21 protein-coding genes are annotated in these 24,492 nt (G+C 62.9%); all 21 read left to right on the top strand.

Going from position 1 to position 24,492, the window contains the following annotated elements; genetic code table 11:
- Positions 1 to 79 precede the first annotated feature (79 nt).
- Positions 80 to 3,841 carry a nitrate reductase subunit alpha gene (locus tag RAS12_RS08740; RefSeq protein ID WP_306947295.1) on the top strand — a complete coding sequence of 1,254 codons (3,762 nt, stop codon included), beginning with the start codon at positions 80 to 82 and terminating at the stop codon, positions 3,839 to 3,841.
- The gene (gene narH / locus RAS12_RS08735; RefSeq protein ID WP_306947292.1) at positions 3,838 to 5,406 is read left to right on the top strand and encodes a nitrate reductase subunit beta; all 1,569 of its coding nucleotides are present in this window, start codon (positions 3,838 to 3,840) and stop codon (positions 5,404 to 5,406) included. Before RAS12_RS08740 ends, narH begins: the two co-directional genes overlap by 4 nt.
- 11 nt (positions 5,407 to 5,417) lie before the next feature.
- A complete protein-coding gene (gene narJ, locus RAS12_RS08730; protein WP_306947290.1) occupies positions 5,418 to 6,065 on the top strand; it encodes a nitrate reductase molybdenum cofactor assembly chaperone in 648 nt (215 codons plus the stop codon).
- Positions 6,066 to 6,083: 18 nt separating this feature from the next.
- Positions 6,084 to 6,767 carry a respiratory nitrate reductase subunit gamma gene (narI, locus tag RAS12_RS08725; RefSeq protein ID WP_306947288.1) on the top strand — a complete coding sequence of 228 codons (684 nt, stop codon included), beginning with the start codon at positions 6,084 to 6,086 and terminating at the stop codon, positions 6,765 to 6,767.
- Positions 6,768 to 6,791: 24 nt separating this feature from the next.
- Positions 6,792 to 7,550 carry a peptidylprolyl isomerase gene (locus tag RAS12_RS08720; RefSeq protein WP_306947286.1) on the top strand — a complete coding sequence of 253 codons (759 nt, stop codon included), beginning with the start codon at positions 6,792 to 6,794 and terminating at the stop codon, positions 7,548 to 7,550.
- Positions 7,547 to 8,545: a GTP 3',8-cyclase MoaA gene (gene moaA, locus RAS12_RS08715; RefSeq protein WP_306947284.1), complete on the top strand. Its 999-nt coding sequence runs from the start codon at positions 7,547 to 7,549 to the stop codon at positions 8,543 to 8,545. The genes RAS12_RS08720 and moaA overlap by 4 nt, the downstream gene beginning before the upstream one ends.
- Before the next feature lies 1 nt (position 8,546).
- Positions 8,547 to 9,206, top strand: a complete 660-nt coding sequence (locus RAS12_RS08710) for a carbonic anhydrase (RefSeq protein WP_306947282.1) — start codon at positions 8,547 to 8,549, stop codon at positions 9,204 to 9,206.
- Positions 9,203 to 9,700: a molybdopterin-guanine dinucleotide biosynthesis protein B gene (gene mobB, locus RAS12_RS08705; RefSeq protein ID WP_306947280.1), complete on the top strand. Its 498-nt coding sequence runs from the start codon at positions 9,203 to 9,205 to the stop codon at positions 9,698 to 9,700. The genes RAS12_RS08710 and mobB overlap by 4 nt, the downstream gene beginning before the upstream one ends.
- 36 nt (positions 9,701 to 9,736) lie before the next feature.
- Entirely contained in the window at positions 9,737 to 11,674 is a 1,938-nt protein-coding gene (locus RAS12_RS08700) for a type IV pili methyl-accepting chemotaxis transducer N-terminal domain-containing protein (RefSeq protein WP_306947278.1), read from the top strand.
- A gap of 14 nt (positions 11,675 to 11,688) precedes the next feature.
- Entirely contained in the window at positions 11,689 to 12,351 is a 663-nt protein-coding gene (locus RAS12_RS08695) for a response regulator (RefSeq protein ID WP_306947276.1), read from the top strand.
- A gap of 117 nt (positions 12,352 to 12,468) precedes the next feature.
- A complete protein-coding gene (locus RAS12_RS08690; protein ID WP_306947273.1) occupies positions 12,469 to 13,743 on the top strand; it encodes a PepSY-associated TM helix domain-containing protein in 1,275 nt (424 codons plus the stop codon).
- Between the two features lie 110 nt (positions 13,744 to 13,853).
- Positions 13,854 to 14,363, top strand: coding sequence for a sigma-70 family RNA polymerase sigma factor (locus tag RAS12_RS08685; RefSeq protein WP_306947271.1), 510 nt, complete (start codon positions 13,854 to 13,856; stop codon positions 14,361 to 14,363).
- A complete protein-coding gene (locus RAS12_RS08680; protein WP_306947269.1) occupies positions 14,360 to 15,307 on the top strand; it encodes a FecR domain-containing protein in 948 nt (315 codons plus the stop codon). Before RAS12_RS08685 ends, RAS12_RS08680 begins: the two co-directional genes overlap by 4 nt.
- A gap of 169 nt (positions 15,308 to 15,476) precedes the next feature.
- A complete protein-coding gene (locus RAS12_RS08675) occupies positions 15,477 to 17,867 on the top strand; it encodes a TonB-dependent receptor (RefSeq protein WP_306947267.1) in 2,391 nt (796 codons plus the stop codon).
- Between the two features lie 130 nt (positions 17,868 to 17,997).
- Positions 17,998 to 19,014, top strand: coding sequence for a ubiquinone anaerobic biosynthesis protein UbiU (gene ubiU / locus RAS12_RS08670; protein ID WP_306947266.1), 1,017 nt, complete (start codon positions 17,998 to 18,000; stop codon positions 19,012 to 19,014).
- Positions 19,011 to 19,904 (top strand): U32 family peptidase, encoded by an 894-nt coding sequence (locus RAS12_RS08665; RefSeq protein WP_306951367.1) that lies wholly within the window; start codon positions 19,011 to 19,013, stop codon positions 19,902 to 19,904. Before ubiU ends, RAS12_RS08665 begins: the two co-directional genes overlap by 4 nt.
- Positions 19,901 to 20,341: a ubiquinone anaerobic biosynthesis accessory factor UbiT gene (ubiT, locus tag RAS12_RS08660; RefSeq protein ID WP_306947265.1), complete on the top strand. Its 441-nt coding sequence runs from the start codon at positions 19,901 to 19,903 to the stop codon at positions 20,339 to 20,341. The genes RAS12_RS08665 and ubiT overlap by 4 nt, the downstream gene beginning before the upstream one ends.
- A gap of 174 nt (positions 20,342 to 20,515) precedes the next feature.
- Positions 20,516 to 21,535, top strand: a complete 1,020-nt coding sequence (locus RAS12_RS08655; RefSeq protein WP_306947263.1) for a histone deacetylase family protein — start codon at positions 20,516 to 20,518, stop codon at positions 21,533 to 21,535.
- Positions 21,536 to 21,623: 88 nt separating this feature from the next.
- The gene (locus RAS12_RS08650; protein WP_371321297.1) at positions 21,624 to 22,595 is read left to right on the top strand and encodes a LysR family transcriptional regulator; all 972 of its coding nucleotides are present in this window, start codon (positions 21,624 to 21,626) and stop codon (positions 22,593 to 22,595) included.
- A gap of 274 nt (positions 22,596 to 22,869) precedes the next feature.
- Positions 22,870 to 23,397 (top strand): sigma-70 family RNA polymerase sigma factor, encoded by a 528-nt coding sequence (locus RAS12_RS08645; RefSeq protein ID WP_306947261.1) that lies wholly within the window; start codon positions 22,870 to 22,872, stop codon positions 23,395 to 23,397.
- The gene (locus tag RAS12_RS08640) at positions 23,394 to 24,425 is read left to right on the top strand and encodes a FecR family protein (protein ID WP_306947259.1); all 1,032 of its coding nucleotides are present in this window, start codon (positions 23,394 to 23,396) and stop codon (positions 24,423 to 24,425) included. The genes RAS12_RS08645 and RAS12_RS08640 overlap by 4 nt, the downstream gene beginning before the upstream one ends.
- The last annotated feature ends 67 nt before the right edge of the window (positions 24,426 to 24,492 follow it).

The following is a 24,492-nucleotide window of genomic DNA, read 5'->3' as shown; positions in this document are numbered from 1 at the left end:
ACGGATCGGAGCCTAAAGTGGTTTCACGCGCATTGATTGCAGTACACGCCGGGCAGACCGGCGGATTTGGAGAAACACGATGAGTCATTTTCTGGACCGGTTGAAGTTCATGTCGAGGGTGAAATCCACCTTCGCAGACGGCCACGGTGAAACGGTCAACGAAGACCGCAAGTGGGAAAACGCCTATCGCTCCCGCTGGCAGCATGACAAAGTGGTGCGTTCCACCCACGGGGTGAACTGCACTGGCTCGTGCTCCTGGAAGGTCTATGTCAAGAATGGCCTGATCACCTGGGAAACGCAGCAGACGGACTATCCGCGCACGCGGCCTGACCTGCCCAACCATGAACCGCGCGGCTGTCCGCGGGGAGCCTCCTACAGCTGGTACGTGTATTCGGCACAGCGGGTGAAGTACCCGATGATTCGCGGCCGTCTGATGGAAATGTGGCGCGATGCCCGCAAGACCATGGACCCGATTGCCGCCTGGGAATACATCAGCCAAGACCCGGTGCGGGCCAAGCGCTACAAGTCCATTCGCGGCTTGGGCGGCTTTGTGCGTGCCGATTGGGACACCGCCACCGAAATCATTGCCGCTGCCAACGCGCTGACGATCAAGAAATTTGGCCCCGACCGCGTGATCGGTTTTTCGCCGATTCCCGCCATGTCCATGGTCAGCTACGCCGCTGGCGCGCGCTACCTGAGCCTGCTGGGCGGTGTTTGTCTGAGCTTCTATGACTGGTATTGCGATCTGCCGCCCGCCAGCCCGCAAGTCTGGGGCGAACAAACCGACGTGCCGGAATCGGCCGATTGGTACAACTCGACCTATCTGATGGTGTGGGGCTCGAACGTGCCCCAGACCCGTACGCCTGACGCCCACTTCTATACCGAAGTCCGCTACAAGGGCACGAAGACCGTGGCCGTCTCCAGCGACTTCGGTGAAATGGTGAAGTTTGGCGATATCTGGCTGGCGCCCAAGCAGGGCACCGACGCCGCGTTGGCGATGGCCATGGGCCACGTCATCCTGAAGGAATTCCACCTTTCGGAAAACGCCTCGCCGTACTTCCAGAACTATGTGCGCCGCTACACCGACATGCCGATGCTGGTGCTGTTGAAAGAGCGGGATGGCTTCTACGCACCTGATCACTTCCTGCGCGCATCGCATCTGGACGGCGCCTTGGGTGAACAGAACAATCCCGATTGGAAGACGCTGGTGCTGGACGCGAACAGCGGCGACCTGGTGGCTCCCAACGGCAGCATCGGTTTTCGCTGGGGCGAGGGTGCAGTCAACGGCGGGGAAAAAGTCGGCCGTTGGAATCTGGAATCCAAGAACGGCGGCAATGGCCGTGAGATCGAACCCACCCTGAGCCTGTTGGGCCAGACGAGTGAAGTCGTAGGCGTGGGTTTCCCGTACTTCGGCAGCGAACACGACGAACTGCTGGTGCGCAACGTGCCGGCCCGCCGTATCCGCCTGGCTGATGGCACTGAAGCGCTGGTGGCCACCGTTTATGACCTGCAAATGGCCAACTACGGCCTGGATCGCGGTCTGGGCGGCGGCAACGTCGCAACGTCGTATGACGACGATGTGCCGTACACCCCGGCCTGGCAAGAAAAGCACACCACGGTGCCGCGCGCACAGGTGATTCAGGTTGCGCGAGAATTCGCGCAGAACGCCCACGACACCGAAGGCAAGTCGATGGTGATTGTTGGCGCCGGCCTGAACCACTGGTACCACATGGACATGATTTACCGCGGCATCATCAACATGCTGATGATGTGCGGCTGCGTGGGCAAGAGCGGCGGCGGCTGGGCGCACTACGTGGGCCAGGAAAAGCTGCGTCCGCAGTTTGGCTGGGCGCCGCTGGCCTTTGGTTCGGACTGGGCTCGCCCGCCGCGCCAGATGAACGGCACGTCCTTCTTCTATGCGCACACCAGCCAATGGCGTCATGAAAAGCTGAACGTTCAGGAAGTGCTCGGCCCCACCGCCGACCGCGCGAAGTACGGCGAATTGAGCATGATCGACTTGAACGCCCGCGCCGAGCGCATGGGCTGGTTGCCGTCGGCTCCGCAACTGCGCACCAATCCTTTGGACCTGGTGGCGCAAGCGGAAAGCCTGGGCAAGGACCCGGTCGCTCACACCGTTGAACAGTTGAAGTCAGGAGAGTTGCGCATGTCGTGCGAAGACCCGGATGATCCGGCCAACTTCCCGCGCAACATGTTTGTGTGGCGCTCCAACATCCTGGGTTCCAGCGGCAAGGGTCACGAGTATTTCCTGAAATACCTGCTGGGCGCGCAGAACGCGGTCTTTGGCGACGAAGGCGACGCGATCAAGCCCACTGAAGTCACCTATGAAGAGGACGCGGCCGAAGGCAAGCTGGACCTGTTGACCGTGCTGGATTTCCGCATGAGCACCACGTGCCTGTATGGCGACATCGTGCTGCCGACGGCCACCTGGTACGAAAAGGACGACTTGAATACGTCCGACATGCACCCCTTCATCCACCCCTTGAGCGAGGCCGTTCAACCGCTGTGGGAAAGCAAGACCGACTGGGAAATCTACAAGCTGCTGGCCAAGAAGTTCAGCGATATCGGCGGCCCCTACCTGGGCAAGCGCCGCGATCTGGTGCTGACTCCGCTCATGCACGACACCCCGGGAGAGCTGGGCCAGGCGTTTGAACCCAAGGACTGGAAGCTGGGCGAATGCGATCTGGTGCCCGGCAAGACCGCGCCGTCGATGACGGTGGTGGAACGAGACTACAACGATATCTACCGCAAGTTCACGTCGGTGGGTCCGCTGCTGGACAAGCTGGGTAATGGCGGCAAGGGCATCAACTGGAATACCGAGCACGAAGTGCATGAGCTGGCCGGTATCAACGAGAGCGTGACGGAAGCCGGCGTCAGCCAGGGCCGTCCGCGTCTGGATACGGCTATTGATGCGGCCGAAATGGTGCTGACCTTTGCGCCCGAGACCAATGGCCACGTATCGGTAAAGGCGTGGGAAGCGCTGGGCAAGATCACCGGGCGTGATCACACCCATCTGGCTCGCGGCCGCGAACACGACAAGATTCGCTTCCGCGATATTCAGGCGCAACCGCGCAAGATCATCTCGGCGCCTACGTGGTCGGGTCTGGAAAGTGAAGAGGTCAGCTACAACGCCGGCTATACCAACGTCCACGAACTGATCCCGTGGCGCACGCTGACGGGCCGCCAGCAGTTCTATCAGGATCACCGCTGGATGCTGGATTTTGGTGAGGGTCTGTGCGTGTACAAGCCCGCCATCGACACCAAGACCGTGGCGCCCATGCTGGGCCGCTACCCGAATGGCGAGAAGGAACTGGTGCTGAACTGGCTTACGCCCCACCAGAAGTGGGGCATCCACAGCACGTATTCGGACAACCTGCGCATGCTGACTTTGAGCCGCGGCGGTCCCCACGTGTGGGTGTCGGAAGCCGAGGCCAAGCAAGCCGGGCTGGTCGATAACGACTGGGTTGAAGTCTTTAACGTGAACGGCACCTTGACCGCCCGCGTGGTGGTCAGCCAGCGCGTGCCGGTGGGCATGTGCCTGATGTACCACGCACAGGAAAAGATTGTGAACGTGCCGGGCGCGGAAACCAGCGGCAAGCGCGGCGGTATCCATAACTCGGTCACGCGCACGGTGTTGAAGCCCACGCACATGATCGGCGGGTATGCCCAACAGGCCTACGGCTTCAACTACTACGGGACGGTCGGCGCCAACCGCGATGAATTCGTGGTGCTGCGCAAGATGAAGAAGGTGGACTGGCTGGAAGGCCCGTTGGTGGAAGACCCCGCCTTGGAAGCAACGCAACAAGAAGAGAAGCAATCATGAGGATACGCGCCCAAATCGGCATGGTGCTGAACCTGGACAAGTGCATCGGCTGCCACACTTGTTCGGTCACCTGCAAAAACGTCTGGACCAGCCGCGACGGCGTCGAATACGCTTGGTTCAACAACGTTGAAACCAAGCCCGGCATCGGCTATCCCAAAGAATGGGAGAACCAGGAAAAGTGGAAGGGCGGTTGGAAGCGCACTTCCGCGGGCAAGCTGGAACCGCGCCAAGGCGGCAAGCTGCGCATCCTGGCCAACCTGTTCGCCAACCCGAACCTGCCGCAGATCGACGATTACTACGAGCCGTTCACCTTCGACTACGAGCATCTGCAAAATGCGCCGTTATCGCAAACGCCGCCCACCGCGCGCCCGGTGTCGGTGTTGACCGGCAAGAAGATGGACAAGATCCATTGGGGTCCGAACTGGGAAGACGATTTGGGCGGCGAGTTCAGCTCGCGCAGCCGCGATGCGCTCTTCGAAGGCGTGCAGAAAGAGATGTACTCGACGTTCGAGAACACCTTCATGATGTATCTGCCGCGCTTGTGCGAACACTGCCTGAATCCGGCCTGTGTTGCCAGCTGCCCGTCGGGCTCGATCTACAAGCGTGAAGACGATGGCATTGTGCTGGTGGACCAGGACAAGTGCCGCGGCTGGCGCATGTGCATCTCGGGTTGCCCGTACAAGAAGATTTACTACAACTGGAGCAGCGGCAAGGCCGAGAAGTGCACGTTCTGCTATCCGCGCATTGAAGCGGGCCAGCCCACGGTGTGCTCGGAAACCTGCGTGGGCCGCATTCGTTATCTGGGCGTGATGCTGTATGACGCCGACCAGATCGAAAGCGCCGCGTCCACCGCTAACGAGCAGGACCTGTACGAATCCCAGATGGATCTGTTCCTGGACCCGCATTCGCCCGAGGTGATTGCCGCTGCGCGTGAACAGGGCATTCCGGAATCGTGGCTGGAAGCCGCCCGCAAGTCGCCCGTCTACAAGATGGCCGTTGAGTGGCGCGTGGCCTTCCCGCTGCACCCGGAATACCGCACCTTGCCCATGGTCTGGTACATCCCGCCGTTGTCGCCCATCCAGTCTGCTGCCGAAGCGGGCCAGATGCCGCAACGCACCGTGGGCAAGAGCGCGATGATTCCCGATGTGTCCAGCCTGCGCATTCCTGTGCGCTACCTGGCCAACCTGCTGACAGCGGGCAAGGAAGCGCCGGTGCTGCAAGCGCTGGAACGCATGCTGGCCATGCGCGCCTACAAGCGGTCCGAGACCGTCCACGGCGAACGCGATCTGGCCTTGCTGGAACAGGTTGGGTTGACCGAGGCGACCGTACAGGACATGTACAAAATCATGGCCATCGCCGACTACGAGGACCGCTTTGTGGTGCCCAGCAGTCACAAGGAAGTCGTGGAAGACAGCTTTAACGAGAAGGGCAGCTGCGGTTTCACCTTTGGCAATGGCTGCTCGGGCGGGGTGTCGGAAGGCACGTTGTTCGGCCGCAAGCCCCAGGGCAGCGAGATCTTCATCGAGATGCCGAAATCCCGCAAGAAGGCCGTCGAGGCCCGCTAGGAGAGAACACCATGAATCTGTACCGTTTGCTTTCCGCCTTGTTGAGTTATCCGGAGCCGGAGCTGCTGGCCGCCTTGAGCGAAGTTGAAGCCGCGCTGGATGGCCATCCCGATGCCGAAGAAACCCTGCAACCGCTGATCAGCTATCTGGCCGCCAACGACCTGATCGCCGTCCAGGAAAACTACGTTGCCACCTTTGACCGCAACCGCTCGCATTCGCTGCACCTGTTCGAACATGTGCATGGCGAAAGCCGAGACCGCGGTCAGGCCATGGTCGACCTGCTGGACACCTACCGCCAACACGGTTTTGAACCCGTGGTCTCTGAACTGCCGGACCACGTGCCGCTGTTCCTGGAGTTTCTAGGGGTGATAGAGCCGGAGCAGGCGCAGGAGCTGTTGGACGAAGCCATCCACGTGCTGGCCGCTATTGGCTCGCGGCTGGCCAAGGGCGAAAGCCCCTATGCCAGCATCTTCGCCGTGCTGCGCGCCCAGTCCCGCGTGATTCCGCGTGAGCAGACCGAAGCGCCCGTGCGGGACATGGACGAGGCCATGGAGACCTTTGGCGTCAGCGCCGATGGCGTGGAACCGCTATTGCGGCCTTTTTCGGGCGATGGCGCGCAAGCGGTGCGCTTCTATCCCCGCGCGCCTGCCAACCATTAATGCTCAGGACGATGCATCATGAACTCCCTGAATCAGTTTCTTTTTGGCGTTTATCCCTATATTGCGCTGACGGTCTTCTTGCTGGGCAGTCTGGTCCGGTTCGAGCGCGAGCAATACACCTGGAAGACCGATAGCTCGCAACTGCTGCATCGCGGCCAGTTGCGGCTGGGCAATATCCTGTTCCATATCGGCATCCTGGGCCTGTTCTTCGGCCATTTGGCCGGGCTGCTGACCCCGGTTGTGGTGTGGGACACGCTGGGCGTATCGCACACGCTCAAGCAGACGGTTGCCATGGTGGCCGGCGGCGTCATGGGCGGGCTGTGCCTGATCGGCTTGCTGATCCTGATCCACCGCCGTTTGAGCGACCCGCGCATCCGCCGCACGACGCGTCCCGGCGACAAGCTGCTGTTGCTGTGGATTCTGGTCACCTTGCTGTTGGGCTTGTCCACGATTGTGCTGTCGGCCGGTCACATGGACGGTGAAATGATGGTGCGTCTGATGACTTGGGCGCAGCACATTGTGACCTTCCAGGGCGATGCCGCCAGCTATATCGCCGGGGTGCCGATGTTGTTCAAGGCGCACTTGTTCATGGGCCTGACTTTGTTCGTCATCTTCCCGTTTACGCGTCTGGTTCACGTCTGGAGCGGCTTTGCCTCGCTGGGCTATCTGGGCCGCGCCTGGCAACTGGTCCGCCCGCGCTGATCCCCGTAACTCAAGGAGCCGAACATGCCTGTCATCGTCAATGGCGTCGAACTCAACGACGCGGATCTGGAACGCGAACTGCCGCTGCACGCAGATGCCCGCAACCCGATGCGGCACGCCATCACCGCATTGGTGTTGCGCCGGGTGTTGCTGGATGAAGCGGCCCGGCAGGGCCTGGACGCGGCGGACGAGGAAACCGCCATCGGCGCCTTGCTCGCCGCCCAGGCGCCGGCGCCGCAGGCCGACGAGGCCGCCTGCCGCCGTTTCTACCAGATGCATCCGCAGCGCTTCATGGTGGGTGAATTGGTCGAAGCCGACCACATTCTGTTCCAGGTCACGCCCGACGTGAATCTGGACATGCTGCGGGGCCACGCCAATGTGGTGTTGGCGGAATTGCTGGAAGACCCGTCGCGCTTTGCCGAGGTGGCGCGCGAGCAGTCCAATTGCCCATCGGCTGCCGTGGGTGGCAGCCTGGGCCAGCTGGGCCGGGGCGACACCGTGCCGGAATTTGAACGCGCGGTGTTTGCGCTGCCTTCGGGCGGTCTGCTGCCGCAACTGCTGCAAACCCGCCATGGGCTGCATATCGTTCGAGTCACCCGGCATATTGAAGGCAAGATGCTGCCGTTTGAACACGTGGAGCAGCAGATTGCCATGGCGCTGTCGTCCATGAGCCGCGATACCGCCTGGCGGCAATACACCAAGCTGCTGGTCGGGCGCGCGGACGTGCAGGGCATTGATTTGGAAGATGCCGAGCCCGAGCGCGTATTCGGCGGGAGCGCATGATGGACGGGCCTGCTGCTGGACCACTGAAGGATGGGTTCGGACGCCGTATCGATTATTTGCGGGTCTCTGTTACCGACCGCTGCGATCTGCGTTGCAGCTACTGTCTGCCCAAGGACTTCAAAGGCTTCGAAACGCCTGCCAACTGGTTGAGCCACGATGAAATGGCCCGGTTGGTTGGGCTGTTCGTGGCGCTGGGCGTCAGCAAGGTCAGGCTGACCGGCGGCGAGCCGCTGCTGCGCCGCGGCGTAGCAGGCCTGGCGCGCACCATTGCCGGCATGCCGGGTTTGCAAGACCTGTCGGTCTCCACCAATGGCACGCAACTGGTCCGCCATGCGGAAAGCCTGCGTGCGGCGGGGGTGAACCGGCTGAACATCAGCCTGGACACCCTGGATGCGGCCGAGTTCAGCAAGATCACGGGGCGCGATTGCCTGGATTCCGTGCTGGCAGGCCTGGCTGCCGCCAGGCAAGCAGGCTTTGCGCCGATCAAACTCAATAGTGTGGTGCACGCTGCAACGCCCGAATCGGACGTGAGCCGCCTGCTGGACTACGCCATTACCCAAGGTTTTGTGCTGCGCCTGATTGAACCCATGCCCATGGGGGAATGCGGGCGCGGTTTCGCGCACACGGACCTGAATGCCATGGGCGCGCGTCTGGCCGTGCAAGCGGGGCTGATCCCCGCCATGAGCGGGTCGGCGACGGGCCCGGCGCGCTACTGGACTTCGGGGCAGGGCGCGCCGGTGCTGGGCGTCATCACCCCCATGTCCCGGCATTTCTGCGCCAGCTGCAACCGCGTCCGCCTGGGCGTGGACGGCACCTTGTACCTGTGCCTGGGTCAGGAAGATCAAGTGCCGCTGGGCCGCCTGCTGCGCGCGGGCGCCAGTGACGCAGACCTCACGCAAGCCATTCTGGCGGGTATTGCCGCCAAGCCCGAACGGCATGAGTTCGTCAGCCGCCCCGATCAGATCGTTCGCTTCATGGCGCAGACGGGGGGGTGATATGCGCGATATCGAACGTCTTATCGATGGCTTCCAGCGCTTTCAACAGCAGTACTACGAAGACGCGCCGGCTCTTTACCGCAACCTGCGCGACGGCCAGCACCCCAGCACCATGCTGGTGGGCTGCTGCGATTCCCGCGTGGACCCGGCCATGCTGCTGGGCTGCGACCCGGGCGATATCTTCACCGTACGCAATGTAGCCAACCTGGTGCCGCCCACCAGCGCTGACCGCGGCCTGCAAGGCGTGCTTGCCGCCATACAGTTTGCCGTTGAGCAGTTGCAGGTCAGCCGCATCATCGTGCTGGGACACGCCCAGTGCGGCGGTATCCGGACATTGATGGAGGGGCGCATTCGCAGCGACGGCGAGACCGACTACCTGGAACGCTGGATGGACATTGCCGAACCGGCGCGCGAACGCGTGCTGCGGCAAATGCCTTTGGCGTCCGACGCCGACCGCCGCCGCGCGTGCGAGCAGGCGTCCATCTTGATCTCGTTGCGCAATCTGGAAGAGCTGCCGTTTGTGCGCCGGGGCGTGCAGGCGGGCAGCCTGACGCTGCACGGCTGGTATTTTGATCTGGTGGCTGGGGCTTTGCTGGCATACTCGCCTCGGGCGGACTCCTTTTTACCTATAGTCTGTCCCCTGTTTACGGAGCACGCATGACCCCAGTTTTCGGCATTGCCGGCCGGTCCGGCAGCGGCAAGACCACCCTGATCGAGGCGATGCTGCCTTTGCTAGCCGCGCGCGGCCTGCGGGTGAACGTCATCAAGCACAGCCACCATGATTTTGAGATGGAGCCGCCGGGCAAGGACAGTGCGCGTTTCCGGCTGGCGGGCGCCCAGGAAGTGATGGTGGCGTCTCCGTACCGTTACGCCATCGTGCATGAACTGCGGGGCACGCCCGAGCCATCACTGCAAGAGCAGTTGGCGCGGCTTTCGCCCGCAGACCTGGTGCTGGTGGAGGGTTTCAAGCAAGCCGCGATTCCCCGGATCGAGGTCTACCGCCCGGCGCTGGGCAAGCCGCCGTTGCATGAGACTGACCGCGAGTTTCTGGCCGTGGTAACCGACGCCCCTCTTGGCACGGACTTACCCTGTTTGCCGCTGAATGATCCCGGCCAGGTCGCGGACTTTCTGTGCCGCGCCTTGGGGCTGGCCTGAACTACACTGGAAGCCGCCCCGCAAGTACAGATAGTCATGACGCCCTCCGATCCCAACGCCGACGCCGCTGGTCTGCCATCGCCCCGGCATCGCCTGTCCACGCGCATTATTGCGAGTTCACTGGTGGCCTTGATCGTGGTGCTGTCCATGGTCAGCTGGACGCTTTGGCTATCCTGGCAGTTGGAAGGCGCGGGCGCCGCCATTAACGACACCGGCAGTTTGCGTATGCGCGCCAACCGCGTGGCCGTCGAATTGATGCGGCCGCAAGCCGGCCGGGCTGTGCGCACCACGGAACAGATTTCGATGATGGACGAGACCATCTCGCGTCTGGCGCGCGGCAACCCTGCGCGCCCGCTGTTCATCCCCAACGACGACACCATACGCGCCCAGTGGCGCAACGTGTCCAGCTATTGGCAAGACATCATGAAACCCGCCGCCATGCGGGCGCTGGCGCAGCCGGACGCGGCGACCTATCTTGAGACGCTACCGGAGTTCGTGTCGCGGGCAGACACGCTGGTGCGCATGATTGAACAGGACAACGCAGGCAAGACCACATCGCTGCGCTTGTCCCAAGGTGTGCTTGCCGCGATTGCCAGCGCGGGCACATTAGCGATGATCTACCTGCTGTACTTGTGGATCATTGCGCCGGTGCTGCGTCTGCGTGACGGCCTGCAGCGCATGGCCGACCGCGAGTTCAGCACGCGGCTGCCGGTGGAAAGCCAGGATGAATTTGGCGTGCTGGCGCGGGGCTACAACCGCATGGCCGACGAGCTGCAAGACCTGTACACCGGCCTGGAACAGCGGGTTGAGCTCAAGACCGCGCAATTGGCGGCCCAAAACCGGGACATAGGCGCGCTGTACGACATGGCCGCCTTCCTGAATCAGCCGAATGAAATCGAGGCCATGTGCGATGGCTTCCTGCGCCGCGTGATGTTGCAGTTCGATGCCGAAGGCGGCAGCATCCGCGCGCTGGACCCCACCAACGAAAAACTCAATCTGGTCGTGTCGGTGGGGCTGTCCGACGAATTGGTGGAATCCGAACACTGCATGAAGGTGGACGATTGCTATTGCGGCGTCGCCACGCGCCAGGCAGGCGTCATCGTTATTCAGGACTTCCGGCAGTCTCCACCCGAAATGGATCTGAACTGCCAGCGCGACGGCTTTGCCAGCGTGGCGGTATTCCGTATCGTGACCCGCGATGAAGTGCTGGGTTCGTATTCGCTGCATTTCCGCCAGCAGCGCCCGCTGGCGCGATCCGACTCGCAATTGCTGGAAACGCTGGGCCAGCATCTGGGCGTTGCGCTGGACAACCGGCGCCTGAGCGCCCAGGCGCGGCAACTTGCCGTGGTGCAGGAACGCGGGCTGGTCGCCCAAGGCTTGCATGACAGTCTGGCGCAGGGGCTGAACTTCCTGAACCTGCAATTGCAGATGCTGGACGCAGCGGTCAAGCGCGGCGACAACGCCGAGGTCACCGAAATCTTGCCCTTGCTGCGCACCGGGGTGGACGAAAGCTATCAGGACGTGCGAGAACTGTTGACCAATTTCCGCAGCAAGCTGGGGCAGGGTGATCTGCAGGCTGCCGTAGAAGGCACCGTGGAACGGTTCCGGCGTCAGACGGGCATTCAAACTGAATTGCGCTTTGGGCATGGTGAAGGCGCCCCTCTGCCGCCTGAGCAGCAATTGCAAGCGCTGTTCATTCTGCAAGAGGCGCTGTCCAACGTGCGCAAGCACTCCGAAGCCGACCGTGTTCAGGTGGTGGTGGGCAACGACCGCGATTTCACCTTGCTGATCAGCGACAACGGCCAGGGTTATGACGCGGCCGACGTGGCCGCGCGCGGCGATTCCCACTTGGGGCTGCACATCATGCGCGAACGCGCCGCCCGCATGCGCGCCGTAATAAATATTGAATCCCAGCCCGGCGCCGGTACCCGCGTCGCGCTGACTTTGCCGGGCGCCGAGCGCCAGGCTGCCTGAGACATTCCCTGATTATGCCGATCCGTATTCTGCTTGTTGATGATCACACCCTGTTTCGATCCGGGGTGCGCCTGCTGTTGCAGCGCCAACCTGATTTTGAAGTGGTGGCGGAAGCGGGCGACGGTGTTGAAGCCGTAAAACGGGCAAAGGAACTCAAGCCTGACGTCATCCTGCTGGATTTGAACCTGCCCGGCCTGTCGGGTCTTGAAACGCTGCAACTGCTGACGCAGGATCTGCCGTCTTGCGCGGTCATCATTCTGACGGTGTCGGAAGAAGCCGACGAGTTGGGTCAAGCGCTGCGCGACGGCGCTCGCGGTTATCTGGTCAAGAACATTGACGCCGATGTGCTGACCGCCGCCATCCGCCGCGCAGCGGCCGGTGAATCGGTCATTGCCGAAAGCATGACCGCCAAGCTGGTGGAACAGTTTCGCGGGCAGGCCAGTCTGGCAGCGCAGGCTCCCGGTCACGCAGAGCGTCACCGCCTGACAGCGCGCGAAACGCAGATCGTGCAATGCCTGGCTCGCGGGGCTAGCAACAAGGTGATTGCGCGGGAGCTGGACGTGAGCGAAAGCACCGTCAAGATCCATGTGCAGAACGTACTGAAAAAGCTGAACCTGACCAGCCGCGTGCAGGTTGCGGTGTACGCCGTGGAGCACGGTCTGCATATCGAGGAGTAGTGCCCAAGGCCGCTGCGCCGACGCGTGGCGGATTGGCATCTTTTTTGGCGCTGTACGGTGTACTTGATATAGGCCCGCCTCATTGGTCCGGCGGGTCATCCCATATCGAGTGCAAGCATGAATGCCGCTTCAAACGCCGCCTGTCAGGAACCGCGCACGAAAGCAGCCGGCGCATCCAAGCGGAAATGGTGGTTTTCAATACACAGCTGGGCAGGTCTGAAACTCAGCCTGTTGATGGCGTTTATCTGTCTGACCGGTACGTTGGCGGTCATCGCTACGGAACTGGACTGGCTGGTCCAGCCTGCGATGCGGGTGGAACCGGCGGCGCACCGCGCCAGCTGGGGCGAGATGGCCGCTGCTGCGCAGGCGGCACATCCAGACTGGACGCTGCAATCGGTCACCGCTCCGCATGCGTCTCGCTTTGCCGCACAGGCATTGATGCGCACGCCTCAAGGCGAGTTGCGGTTCGTCTGGATCGACCCCTATCGCGCCACGGTGACCGGAGACACCTCTTGGTTCAGCATTCAACGCTGGCTGCGCAATACGCATCGGCACTTGTTTCTGCCTACAAACTACGGCGTGCCCCTGGTGTCGGCACTGTCCATTCCGCTTACCCTGTTGATCGCCACCGGCTTCGTGGTCTACAAGCGATGGTGGCGCGGTTTTCTGGCGTGGCCGCGCTGGGGGAAACGCCGCTTGACCTGGGGTGATACCCATCGGCTGTTAGCTGTCTGGAGCTTGTGGTTCGCCATTCTTATTGCCTTATCCGGGCTGTGGTATCTGATTGAATCGCTGGGGGGCCATGCGCCCGCGCTGCCTGCCATCACGGCCAAAAGAGCGCCGCCGGCGGCCGCGCCCATCAGTGCGGAAAAGCTGGATGCGGCGATTACGCGGGTTCGCCAACTATGGCCGGACCTTGAAATCAGGGTCTTGCGTCTGGACGCCGGCGGACAGGGTGGACAGGTCGAAGGCCAGACAGACGCGTGGCTCGTCCGAGACCGGGCCAACGCAATCCGGCTCCCCATGCAGGACGGCGATTTCGCCCGCCGCCGTAGCGCGGCCGACCTGACCGTGCATCAGCGCCTATCGGAGTTGGCCGACCCGATCCACTTTGGATCTTTCGGCCCGTGGCCGGTGCGGGCGATTTGGTTTGGCTTCGGGGCGGCGCTGACCGCGCTGTGCCTGACGGGCGTTTATCTTTATGGGCTGCGCATCGCTGGCAGCAGCGCCGTCGTCAGAAAAAGGGCGGGCCATACCGGCACGGCCGCCACGCCGCTGCGCGAAAGCTGGGCGGGTATGCGCCCGTGGCGATGGCTGTGGCTGGGGTTGCTCTTGATGTCGCAGGCCCTGTTTGTCGGCGAGGCGATGGGCTGGCTCCACCTTTTTCAGTGACTAAGGCCGCGGAACATCATCGGGAATTCCTGGGGAATAGGGCGGGTTTCCAGTATTATTAACGGAACTCATTATCACTTACGGCAACGTTCTCGCTGCCCGCGCTCCCCATGTCCCATTCCACCGCGCCTCGTCATCTGGCTCTGTCCGGGCTGTATACCGACCATCACAAGTGGCTTTACAGCTGGTTGCGCAAACGCCTGGGCAACGCTTGGGATGCCGCGGATCTTGCACACGATACGTTTCTGCGCGTCTATTCCAGCAATCGTGCGCTGGAAATGCCGGAGCCGCGCGCCTTCCTGACTCACGTGGCAAAAGGGCTGGTCGTCGATTTCTGGCGCCACCGCAGCGTAGAGCAAGCCTATGCCGAATCGGTCGCTGCGCTGCCGGTCGAAACGCTTCCGTCGCCTGAAAAACGGGCACTGATTCTAGAGGCGCTTTATTGCATCGACCGCATGCTGGGCGCCATGCCTGAACGCGTGCGCAGCGTCTTCCTGATGGCCCAGCTGGACGGGCTGACCTATGCCCAGATCGCCGCTGATACCGGCCTGTCGGTGCGGACCGTCAACCGTCATATGCAGCAAGCGTATCTGGCCTGCCTGACCGCTATCGATTCATGAACGCTGCGCCTGCCCCCGACAAACTGCTGGCTGAAGCTGCCGGCTGGATGGCCAGGTTGCACGACGCGCCGCAAGACGAGGCCAGCTTGCAGGCCTTGTCCAGCTGGATCGCGTGCAGCCCTGCACATGCTCAGGCGTGGGCTCGCGCTGAACGCGTGCTGGGCGCATTCGGACAAGTGCCGGAACCGATGCGGGTCCAGGCGCTGCAAGGCTTGGCCAAGCCGGACCGGCGGCGCTTGGCCGCCCGGCTGTTGTGTTTGACAGCCGCGGCGCCCGTTATCTACCTGGCGTGGCGCGCCAATCAGGCAGACGTAGAAAGCGGCGTGGGGCAGACTCGGCAGACCACGCTGGCGGACGGCAGCGCGCTGACGTTGGATACCGGCACCCGGGTCGATATTCGGTACACCGACACGCAGCGCTTGCTGTTACTTCGTGCCGGGCGGATATTCGTCGCGACCGCCGCGGATTCCAGCATGCCCGGCCGGCCATTCCTGATTCAGACGCCGGTGGGCACGGTACAGGCCATAGGCACGCAATTTACCGTCAGCCTGGAAGAGGGCGCAGCTCAGGTCAATGTCTACGAAGGCGCGGTGGCCGTGCGTCCGAACGATGGAAGCAGCAGTCAGATCATACGCACCGGCCGCCAGGCCCGCTTTGATGCTGCAACCGTTAGCCCGGACACCGCGTTGCATGAACTTGCGCCGGCGTGGAAAGCGGGAGTGCTGACCGCCGACAACCTGCGCCTGTCGGAATGGACACGAGCGTTGGCGCGCTACCGCCCGGGCATCATGCGCTGCGCCAGCGACGTGGCGGATCTACGCGTATACGGGTCGTTTTCGTTGCGGGACACGGATGCCAGCCTGGCGCTGTTGGCGCGTACCTTGCCGGTGCGCGTTGCCTTGCGCACGCGGTATTGGGTGGAGATCCAGGGGCGGGACGCATAGCCGGGCGGCGGGCGCCGCGCCTGCTTGCACGCGTCGCACGGCAGGCGCGATGGCATCTTTTTCAGCGTCGCCCGGTGTACTGGATAGAGGCCTTGAAACCGTGATGGGATCAGGCCGCGCTGCGACCCGTATCGGGTCCCCGAAAACTCCTATCTCGCGGTACGTCTTCATGTCCCATTCCAGTTCTTCTCCGGTCCGAGCGGCCGCGGTGCTTTGCTTTTCGGTTTTGCTGCCCGTCGGCACAGCGGCGCAGGCTCAAGAACCCGCCGCTCAGTCCGTGGCGCGCGACTATCGCATTGGGGCGGGCCAGTTGGGCTCGGCGCTGGCGCAGTTCGCCACTCAGGCCGACGTGCGGCTGTCGTTTCCGGGGGCCATGGTGCAGGGGATGCAGTCGCCTGGCTTGAACGGCAGCTACACGGTGGCGGCCGGCTTTGCCGCGTTGCTGGCGGGATCAGGCCTGAGTGCAGTGCGCGCGGGCAGCAACGAATACACCCTGTCCGCTTCATCCTCCGCACCCGTCGCACAGCTGGAAGCCGTGACGGTCACTGCCGCCTATTCGGGCGGGCTGATGCCCGCGTTTGCCGGCAATCAAGTGGCCAGCGGCGCAAGCATAGGCATGCTGGGCGAAAAAAGCATCATGGACACTCCGTTTTCCGTCACGTCCTTCACCAGCGCGCTGATGCAGCAGCAACAAGCGCAAAGTGTGGCCGACGTGGTGTCCAACGACGCGTCGGTGCAGAACACCAATCCCAAGACCAGCCGGTTTGACCAATTTTCCATTCGGGGCTTTCCCGTCCTGAACAGCGATATCGCGCTCAATGGCTTGTACAGCGTGTTGCCGACCTATGCGCTGGCCGTGGAAAGCCTGGAACGGGTCGAAGTGCTGAAAGGCCCGAACGCATTGCTTAACGGCATGGCGCCCTCCGGCGGGGTGGGCGGCGCGATCAATGTCGTGCCCAAGCGGGCAGGGGACACCCCCACGCGGCAGGTCACGGCCAGTTATGGCACCCATGACGTAGCGGGAGCCCATGTCGACCTGGGCCAGCGCTTTGGAGACAAAGGCGAACTGGGCATCCGTATCAACGGCGCGTACAAGGGCGGCGACACGGGGGCGGGATCGCAGCACCTGAATCGCGGCTTGATGACGTTGGGCATGGATTACCGGGGCGAGCGCACGCGGTTGTCTGCCGATATTGGCTATCAGGACCGTAAGGTCGACGCGCCGCAGGAACGTGTGGGTGTCGCAGCGGGCGTGCCGGTGCCGGACGCCGCCCGCGTGGACCGGGGATATGCGCCCGACTGGACGTATGCCAATTCCCGCGACAGCTACATCGCATTGCGCGCCGAGCACGACATAACCGACCGCACGATGGTCTACGGCGCGTTCGGCGCACGGCAGGGCGATTACAAGTTCTTGCGCCTGAATGTCACGGCGCGCGACGCCGCGGGCAATTTCTCGGGCAGTCCCAGCTATTTTCTGCGCGATGAAGAAGTCCGAACAGGCGAAATCGGCGCGCGGACCCGCTTTTCAACGGGTGCGGTTTCGCATGCGGTGTCGTTGAGCGCCACGCAGTTCGAGAAGACGTTTGGCAATCTGATCTATGACTTTGCGCCAGTCCGGTCCAACATTTATTCCCCGCTCAACACGTCCGCGCCATCGTTGGCGGGCCTGAGCTCCGACATTCCCAAGTCCGGCGAATCGCGCTTGACCAGTATCGCGCTTGCGGACACGTTGTCCGCGTGGGACGAGCGGGTGCAACTGACCGTGGGCGGCCGGTCGCAGCGCGTCATCACCGACCAATATGACGAAGACGGCAATCGCACCAGCCGCTACGACAAACGCAAGGTCACGCCGGCAATTGCGCTGTTGGTCAAGCCGTCGCAGCATGTGTCGGTGTACGCCAACTACATCGAAGGCTTGAGCGAAGGGCCGACTGCGCCGCTTACCGCAGTCAACGCCAATGAGGTGTTTGCGCCGGTAAAGTCTGAGCAGGTTGAAGTGGGCGTGAAGGTTGAATACGGCGACGTGGGGGCGACGTTGAGCGCGTTCCAGATCCGCCGTCCCAGCGGGTTGACGGACCCGGCCACCGGTATTTATGCCGTTGATGGCCTGCAGCGAAATCGGGGTCTGGAGTTCAATGTGTTCGGAGAACCCGTCACCAATCTGCGCGTGCTGGCAGGCGTGATGTATCTGGACGGCCGGCTGACCAAAACAGGCAATGCGCTGACCGAAGGCAACGTCGCGCCCGGCACGCCGCGGTACAGCATGAACGTGGGTGTGGAATGGGACACCCCATTTCTGGCGGGCCTGACGGTGTCGGCGCGAGCGCTACGCACTACCTCGCAATATCTGGATGGCGCGAACCGGCAGGAAATCCCCAGCTGGACTCGCGTCGACCTGGGCGCGCGTTATGCGTTTCGCGCAGGCAATACGCCGGTCACGTTGCGCGCCACGGTGGAAAATGTCTTCAACAAGGCCTATTGGGCTTCCGCGTCATCCAATGGCCTGACCATCGGCGCTCCGCGTTCGGTGCTGCTGTCGGCGACCGTGGATTTCTGATCACGGTAAGGGCGGCCCTGCCACACAACAACATGATTGTGTGGCAGGGCCGCTTCTTCTGCAGCAGATGCGCTACCCCGTTTGATCTGCGACAAAGCTCAGACACCTGCCGGCCCCTAGACTGGCCGGCATGGATACTCGAACCACTCCCATGGAGCTCGTGGCCCCGGCCGGCAGTCTGGCCGCGTTGAAAGCCGCGATCGAGGCGGGCGCTGATACCGTCTACCTCGGCCTCAAGAACGCCACCAACGCCCGCAACTTCGCCGGGCTCAATTTCACCGAAAGCGATATCCGCGCAGGCGTGGAACTGGCGCACCGGCGCAAGCGTCAGGTGCTGTTCGCGATCAACACGTTTGTGCAGGCGGGCAGGGCAGAGGAATGGCACGCCGCGGTGGACGCCGCGCATGATCTGGGCGCCGACGCCGTGATCATGGCCGACCCCGGCCTCTTGGCCTACGCCAGCGACCGCTATCCCGATCTGCGTCTGCATCTGTCGGTGCAAGGGTCAGCCACCCACGCCGACGCCATCGAACTGATGAAGGAGCAGTTCGGCATTCGCCGCGTGGTGCTGCCGCGCGTGCTGACGCTGGCCGAGATCGCGCGCATCTGTGCGAATGTGAGCGTAGAGGTTGAAGTCTTCGGCTTTGGCAGCCTGTGCGTCATGGCCGAAGGGCGTTGTCTGTTGTCGTCGTACGCCACGGGCGATTCTCCCAACAACAAGGGCGTCTGTTCGCCCGCCCACGCGGTGCGTTGGGTGGAAGAGAACGGCCGCATGGATGCGCGCCTGTCCGGCATTTTGATTGACCGCTACGAACCCGGCGAGCCCGCGGCGTATCCCACGCTGTGCAAAGGCCGCTTCGAGGTCGATGGGCAGGCCGACCACGCCCTGGAAGAACCCACCAGTCTGAACGCCATCGGGCTGTTGCCGCAACTGGCGGCGATGGGTGTGTCCGCCATCAAGATCGAAGGCCGCCAGCGCAGCCCGGCCTATGTCACGCAAGTGGTGTCCACCTTGCGCGCCGCGCTGGACAGCGCGCACGCGGACGCCTCCCGGTTTTCTCCCCGCCCCGAGTGGAATGCCTTGCTGGCGCGCCATTCCGAAGGGTCCCAAGTCACGCAAGGCGCATTCGAACGTCCATGGAAATGAAACCGCAGTCATTCCAGATTTCCGTCGGCCCGCTGCTGTATTACTGGCCTCGTCAACACACCATTGATTTCTATGCCGAATTGGCGGAAAGCGCAGCCGACATTATCTACGTGGGCGAGACGGTCTGTAGCCGCCGGCATGAATTGCGCGCGGACGATTGGCTGGATCTTGCCCGCGATCTGCGCGCCGCAGGCAAGACCGTGGTGCTATCCGGACGCACCTTGATTGAAACCGGCGCCGAGGCGCACGCGTTGAAAAAGTTGTGCGCTCAGGACGACTTCATGGTGGAAGCCGGTGAGCTGGGCGCCGTCCGTCACCTTGGGGGTCGCGCCTTTGTGGCCGGCCCGCACATCAATGCCTATCACGGCGGCACGCTGCAATGGCTGGCCAGCCGCGGCGCAACGCGATTTGTCGCGCCGCTGGAAATGGACGGCAAGACGCTGGGACGCCTGCTGGCGGAACGCCCGCCAGGTTTGCAGGCAGAAGTCATGGTGTGGGGCAGGATGGCGCTGGCGTTTTCGGCGCGTTGCTTTACCGCCCGGCACTTCCGGTTGAAGAAGGACGATTGCGGCTTTCGCTGCATCGAGCATCCAGATGGTCTGGACATGCGCACCCGGGAATCCCGCGAGTTTCTCGGCATCAATGGCATTCAGGTGCAATCGGCCGCCTGTCTGGATCTGCTGGCTCAGGCGCCGGAGCTGGCCCGGCTGGGGGCCGATGTGTTGCGCGTCAGCCCGCAGTCTGCTGGCACGCTGGAAGCCATTGCCGCGCTTGCGGTGGCGCGCGTTGGCGGCAAGCCCGCAGCCGTGGCGCCGCCCGTTGGCATCGGCCGTTGCAATGGCTACTACTACGGCCAGTCAGGTATCGAACTGCTTGAGGCCGTGGCATGAGCGTCAGCCTGAATCTGAACCCGCCGGCGTTGCTCGCAAAGCTGGGCCGGCGTCTGCCCACGCCGTTTGTGTCCCTGCACTTTGTGGCTGGCCTGGAGGTTGCGCGCCGCTTGAAGTGGTTGTCGCCGCCGCCAGAACTCGACGGCCGCAGCTTCGCCATCACGATCGAAGACCTGGGGCTGCGCAGCAGCTTCGCGGTGCGCGATGGCGCGTTCCGGCCTGCGTGGAACAGCGCGCCTTCCGAGCTGGAACTGGGCGCAAAATTGTCGGACTTCCTGGCGTTGATGCGGGCCGAGACAGACGCAGACACCTTGTTCTTTCAACGTCGCTTGCGGATATCGGGGGATACCGAACTGGGCTTGATTGTGAAGAACTGGCTGGACGCCGCGCCGCGTCCTGCGTGGTTGCAGCGCATGAGTGGGCAAGTGCAGGGATGACTACGAACGGTCTTATGTCCTTTAAGTTCAAGGGTTTTCACTCATAAGTAGAAGTAATCTGGAAGATAAGCATTAAGAATTTTTCTTTTGGCGGGGCCAGGGCTATAACTGCTGGCAGACAGACATCAATGCTGACCAGCGCGCTGCGCGCTTCCCACCGAAGGATCAATAAGCATGAAGGCCTTTTTCCACGACGATCAGAAGCTGCATCATCCGCAGACCTATTTTTCGCGGGGCAAGATGCGCACGCCGCAAGAGGTGCCGGCGCGCCTGGATGGTCTGGTGCAAGCCGCTCGCAAGCTGGGATTCGATGTGCAGGCGCCTGCCGATCATGGCGCAGCCCCGCTGTCGGCGGTGCATACGCTGGACTACCTGCGTTTTCTGCAAAGCGCCCATGAAGACTGGATGAAGCTGCCGGGCGATTGGGGCGGCGAAGTCGTCTCGAACGTGTTCGTGCGCGAGCCCAACGCGCTGCGCGGCGTGCTGGCCAAAGCCGGGCGCTACCTGGCTGATGGCAGTTGCCCAGTGGGCCCGCAGACTTGGCAGGCCGCATATTGGTCCGCGCAGTGCGCCATCGCTGGCGCCGAATCGCTATTGGCGGGCGAGCACAACGCCTATGCCATCTGCCGGCCGCCTGGCCACCACGCGCGCCGCGACGCGGCGGGCGGGTTCTGTTATCTGAACAATGCGGCAATTGCCGCGCAGCATCTGACGTCGAAATTTCCGCGCGTGGCTGTGCTGGATACGGATATGCATCACGGGCAGGGTATCCAGGATATTTTCTATGAGCGCAGCGACGTGCTCTACGTGTCTATCCACGGAGACCCTGAGAACTTCTACCCGGTGGTAGCGGGCTTTGAAGACGAGCGCGGCGTGGGCGAGGGTTATGGCTACAACATCAACCTGCCCATGCCCCATGGTTCGCCCGAATCCGTGTTCTTTGAACGGTTGGCGCAGGCGCGCCGCGCCATTGAACTGTTCCAACCGGACGCCATCGTGTTGTCGCTGGGCTTCGACATCTTTGAAAAAGACCCGCAAGCCATGGTCAGCGTCACGGAGGACGGCTTTGAACGTCTGGGCCGCGAGGTAGCCGGCTTGCGCGCGCCAACCTTGATCGTCCAAGAGGGCGGCTACTATATCGAAGGTTTGGAATCCAACGCATCTCGCTTTTTCACGGGGCTGGCCAACGTCTGACCTCTCGGGCAGGGCGGTGGCGGCGGAGTCCAAATCAGACTTGATCTGGACCCCGCAACGATCCCGTATGGACCACGTCCGCCCCGCCATGCCCCAGCCGCCTGCCCGAACGCCGACTTCACTGACGCTTGCCCCCGAGCGCATGGATTGGAACCTGCTGCGCACGTTCATGTTCGTGGTGCAGGAACGCGGCGTGGGCCGGGCCGCGCAAGCGCTGCATCTGAGCCAACCCGCCGTCAGTCAGGCCTTGAAACGCTTGGAGGAGTCGGTGGGCGGCATGGTGCTGCACCGGCGCAATGGCGAGTTCAGGCTGACTGGCTTGGGCGACGAGATCTACGCCATTGCGCGCGACATGTACGGCACGATGGCGCGCATCGAAAACGCCGCCATTCAGGACAAGGCCGAGATCGCGGGCACCCTGCGGCTGATGGTGATGAGCAAGGTGCAAAGCCCGCCCTACGACGATTTTCTGGCGCAGTTTCATCGGCGTTATCCCAAGATCGAATTCCATATCGACGTGCTGCCAAGCGCCGCCATTCTGGACGCTTTGTCCAAACGGGTTCCTGCGCTGGGCATCTGCCTGTGCCGCAAATCCGTTGCAGCGCTAGAGCGCCGGCTGTTTCTGCGCCACCACTACGCGGTGGTCTGCGGACGCCACCATCCGCTGTTTTTGAAGCAGCGCGTCAGCATCGAAGACCTGATGGACCAGAACTTTGTCTGCTTCGCCAGTGACCAGATAGGCGACACGCTGTCCCCGTTGACCATCTTTCGGGACCAGCAGGGGTTCACCGGAAGGATCGTGGGCACCTCGCCCAACATCGAAGAAGTCCGGCGGATGGTGGTGGCGGGCATCGGCCTGAGTTTCCTGCCGGAACACCTGATACGTCAGGATGTCGCGAACGGTGAGTTGCGGCGCTTGCCGCCTGCCGAGTCAGTTGCCGAGATCGATGTGTTCCTGACCTGGCACAAGCAACGCAAACTGAGTACGGTGGAAGTGGCGTACCTGGAGGCCTTTGAACGCTTTCTGGCCAGGACGCCGCTGGACTCAAGAGCAGGTTGAATGCAGGTACCCATCTCGGATTGACAAGCGAGGGGCGCAGTCATGACGGCAACACGCGGCGCGCCATCGATATCCACAAAGTCGGCACCGTGGACGCCAAGGCCGTTAAGGCCGTTAAGGCCTTCAATCCCTTGGTCCGGGCGGCAAGGGCGTTTAACTCACCGTGAGCTGAGGAAGGCGAGCGGCGGGTGCATTGGCGATATGGGAAACCTGGTGTTTATAATAATAATGTTTCTCAATATCAATTGATGCGTGCTTACGCCGCGCCCGGGCCATGCCGTCCTCCGAGCACTTCAGTTTTTTCCAACGTCTCTATGCCGCCCAGCACCCTTGGCTGCGGACGTGGCTACAACGCAAGTTGCGTTGCCGCTTCAACGCCGAAGACATCGCGCAAGAGACGTTTCTGCGGCTGTTGCGGCGCGGCGGATTGGATCAGATTCTGGAGCCTCGCGCCTTACTGACTACTACCGCAACCCGGCTGATCATCGACGACAGCCGGCGGCGTGAGATCGAACAGGCCTACGTGGAGATTTACGCGGCGCAGCACGGCGGCGGGACCGCGCCTTCGGCGGAGTCCGTGGCAGCGGCCGTGCAGACTGTGCGGCATCTGGCCGAGGTCATCGAGCGTTTGCCCGCCAAGGCGGGGCAGGCGTTTTTGATGAGTACTTTCGACGGGATGACGCATCCGGAGATCGCTGCGGTGCTACGCGTGTCGGACAGCGCTATCAAACAATATATTGCTCGGGCGCTGCTGGTGTGCCATGACGTGCTGACGGAATCTGCCGGGGAGCGCACGGCATGAACAAGCAGGCGGCCTCGGCCGGTGCAATGCCCAACCGCGCGGTACTTGAACGCGCCGCGCATTGGTTGAGCCTGATGTCGTCCGGCGCCACCGTAGCCGCCGACATCGAAGCCTGTCGCCGCTGGCGCGACGCTGCACCGGAGCACGAGCAGGCGTGGAAACACCTGCAAAGCCTTTGGGGCGAGCTTGCCGAGCCGGCCGGGGGCCTTACCGGTGGCCAGGCGCGCACGCTGGTCAACCGTGCCGTTGCCGCAGGCGTGAAGGCGGCAGGGCCGTTGAGCAGGCGCCGCAGTCCAGTATTCAAGGCGATCTGGGCGGCGCTGGTATTGATGCCGCTGTTGTGGGCGGCGTGGCGTGTTGCGCCGCCAGCCTGGCTGTTGGCGGACTACGCCACGCGCGTGGGCCAGCAGCGGGTGGTGGTTCTGGACGACGACAGCCGGATAGTGCTGAACACCGACAGCGCCATCGACGTCCATTATTCCGACACCGAACGCCGCGTCACTCTGCGCCAGGGGGAAATCCTGGTCGTGGTGGCCAAGGATGGTGCGAGCCGGCCCTTTGTGGTGGCCACGCGAGACGGCACGGCGTCGGCCAAGGGCACGCGCTATACCGTCAGACTGATGCAAGACGGCACCCGCGTGAACGTGACTGAATCCGAGGTGGCTGTTTGTCCGCGTGACGAACTCGCCGCGCAGTGCCGGGACGTGCGTGCGGGCGGGTCGGCCTATCTGACCCGGGTAGCGGCCGTGCCTGGCCCGGCCATCGATCCTGCGGCGGCCGAAGCATGGAGCCGTCAACGCTTGAACGTGCGCGATATGCCTTTGCCGCTCGTGCTCGACGAGCTGGCCCGCTACCGCCGAGAGATGCTGTGGTTTGACGAGGCAGCCTTGGCCGACCTGCGCATTTCAGGGGTGTTCCCCCTGACGGGCGACGACGCGCTGGCGTCCTTGGCGGACAGTCTGCCGATCGAGGTGAAACAAGGCATCCCTGGCGTGGTGCGGATCGAGCGCCGAGTGCCGCCGAAATGAATGTGTAACAGGAACTGCCCTTATCGCGTGTTCGCCCGTCATGCACGGGTACACACAACGTAGGGGT

Source organism: Achromobacter seleniivolatilans, assembly GCF_030864005.1.
In the GTDB taxonomy this organism is placed as follows: Bacteria; Pseudomonadota; Gammaproteobacteria; order Burkholderiales; family Burkholderiaceae_B; genus Achromobacter; species Achromobacter seleniivolatilans.
The sequence above is the reverse complement of the archived record's forward strand: the minus strand, read 5'-3'. Positions and strand labels throughout refer to the sequence as shown.

Excerpts from the sequence above, each read along its gene's own strand:
- RAS12_RS08675 (WP_306947267.1), top strand. The coding sequence starts at position 15,477 with ATGTCCCATTCCAGTTCTTCTCCGGTCCGAGCGGCCGCGGTGCTTTGC.
- narI (WP_306947288.1), top strand. The coding sequence starts at position 6,084 with ATGAACTCCCTGAATCAGTTTCTTTTTGGCGTTTATCCCTATATTGCG.
- RAS12_RS08695 (WP_306947276.1), top strand. The coding sequence starts at position 11,689 with ATGCCGATCCGTATTCTGCTTGTTGATGATCACACCCTGTTTCGATCC.
- moaA (WP_306947284.1), top strand. The coding sequence starts at position 7,547 with ATGATGGACGGGCCTGCTGCTGGACCACTGAAGGATGGGTTCGGACGC.
- RAS12_RS08685 (WP_306947271.1), top strand. The coding sequence starts at position 13,854 with ATGTCCCATTCCACCGCGCCTCGTCATCTGGCTCTGTCCGGGCTGTAT.
- RAS12_RS08640 (WP_306947259.1), top strand. The coding sequence starts at position 23,394 with ATGAACAAGCAGGCGGCCTCGGCCGGTGCAATGCCCAACCGCGCGGTA.
- narJ (WP_306947290.1), top strand. The coding sequence starts at position 5,418 with ATGAATCTGTACCGTTTGCTTTCCGCCTTGTTGAGTTATCCGGAGCCG.
- mobB (WP_306947280.1), top strand. The coding sequence starts at position 9,203 with ATGACCCCAGTTTTCGGCATTGCCGGCCGGTCCGGCAGCGGCAAGACC.
- RAS12_RS08700 (WP_306947278.1), top strand. The coding sequence starts at position 9,737 with ATGACGCCCTCCGATCCCAACGCCGACGCCGCTGGTCTGCCATCGCCC.
- RAS12_RS08655 (WP_306947263.1), top strand. The coding sequence starts at position 20,516 with ATGAAGGCCTTTTTCCACGACGATCAGAAGCTGCATCATCCGCAGACC.
- RAS12_RS08740 (WP_306947295.1), top strand. The coding sequence starts at position 80 with ATGAGTCATTTTCTGGACCGGTTGAAGTTCATGTCGAGGGTGAAATCC.
- RAS12_RS08690 (WP_306947273.1), top strand. The coding sequence starts at position 12,469 with ATGAATGCCGCTTCAAACGCCGCCTGTCAGGAACCGCGCACGAAAGCA.
- ubiU (WP_306947266.1), top strand. The coding sequence starts at position 17,998 with ATGGATACTCGAACCACTCCCATGGAGCTCGTGGCCCCGGCCGGCAGT.
- RAS12_RS08665 (WP_306951367.1), top strand. The coding sequence starts at position 19,011 with ATGAAACCGCAGTCATTCCAGATTTCCGTCGGCCCGCTGCTGTATTAC.
- ubiT (WP_306947265.1), top strand. The coding sequence starts at position 19,901 with ATGAGCGTCAGCCTGAATCTGAACCCGCCGGCGTTGCTCGCAAAGCTG.
- RAS12_RS08720 (WP_306947286.1), top strand. The coding sequence starts at position 6,792 with ATGCCTGTCATCGTCAATGGCGTCGAACTCAACGACGCGGATCTGGAA.
- RAS12_RS08650 (WP_371321297.1), top strand. The coding sequence starts at position 21,624 with ATGCCCCAGCCGCCTGCCCGAACGCCGACTTCACTGACGCTTGCCCCC.
- RAS12_RS08645 (WP_306947261.1), top strand. The coding sequence starts at position 22,870 with ATGCCGTCCTCCGAGCACTTCAGTTTTTTCCAACGTCTCTATGCCGCC.
- RAS12_RS08710 (WP_306947282.1), top strand. The coding sequence starts at position 8,547 with ATGCGCGATATCGAACGTCTTATCGATGGCTTCCAGCGCTTTCAACAG.
- RAS12_RS08680 (WP_306947269.1), top strand. The coding sequence starts at position 14,360 with ATGAACGCTGCGCCTGCCCCCGACAAACTGCTGGCTGAAGCTGCCGGC.
- narH (WP_306947292.1), top strand. The coding sequence starts at position 3,838 with ATGAGGATACGCGCCCAAATCGGCATGGTGCTGAACCTGGACAAGTGC.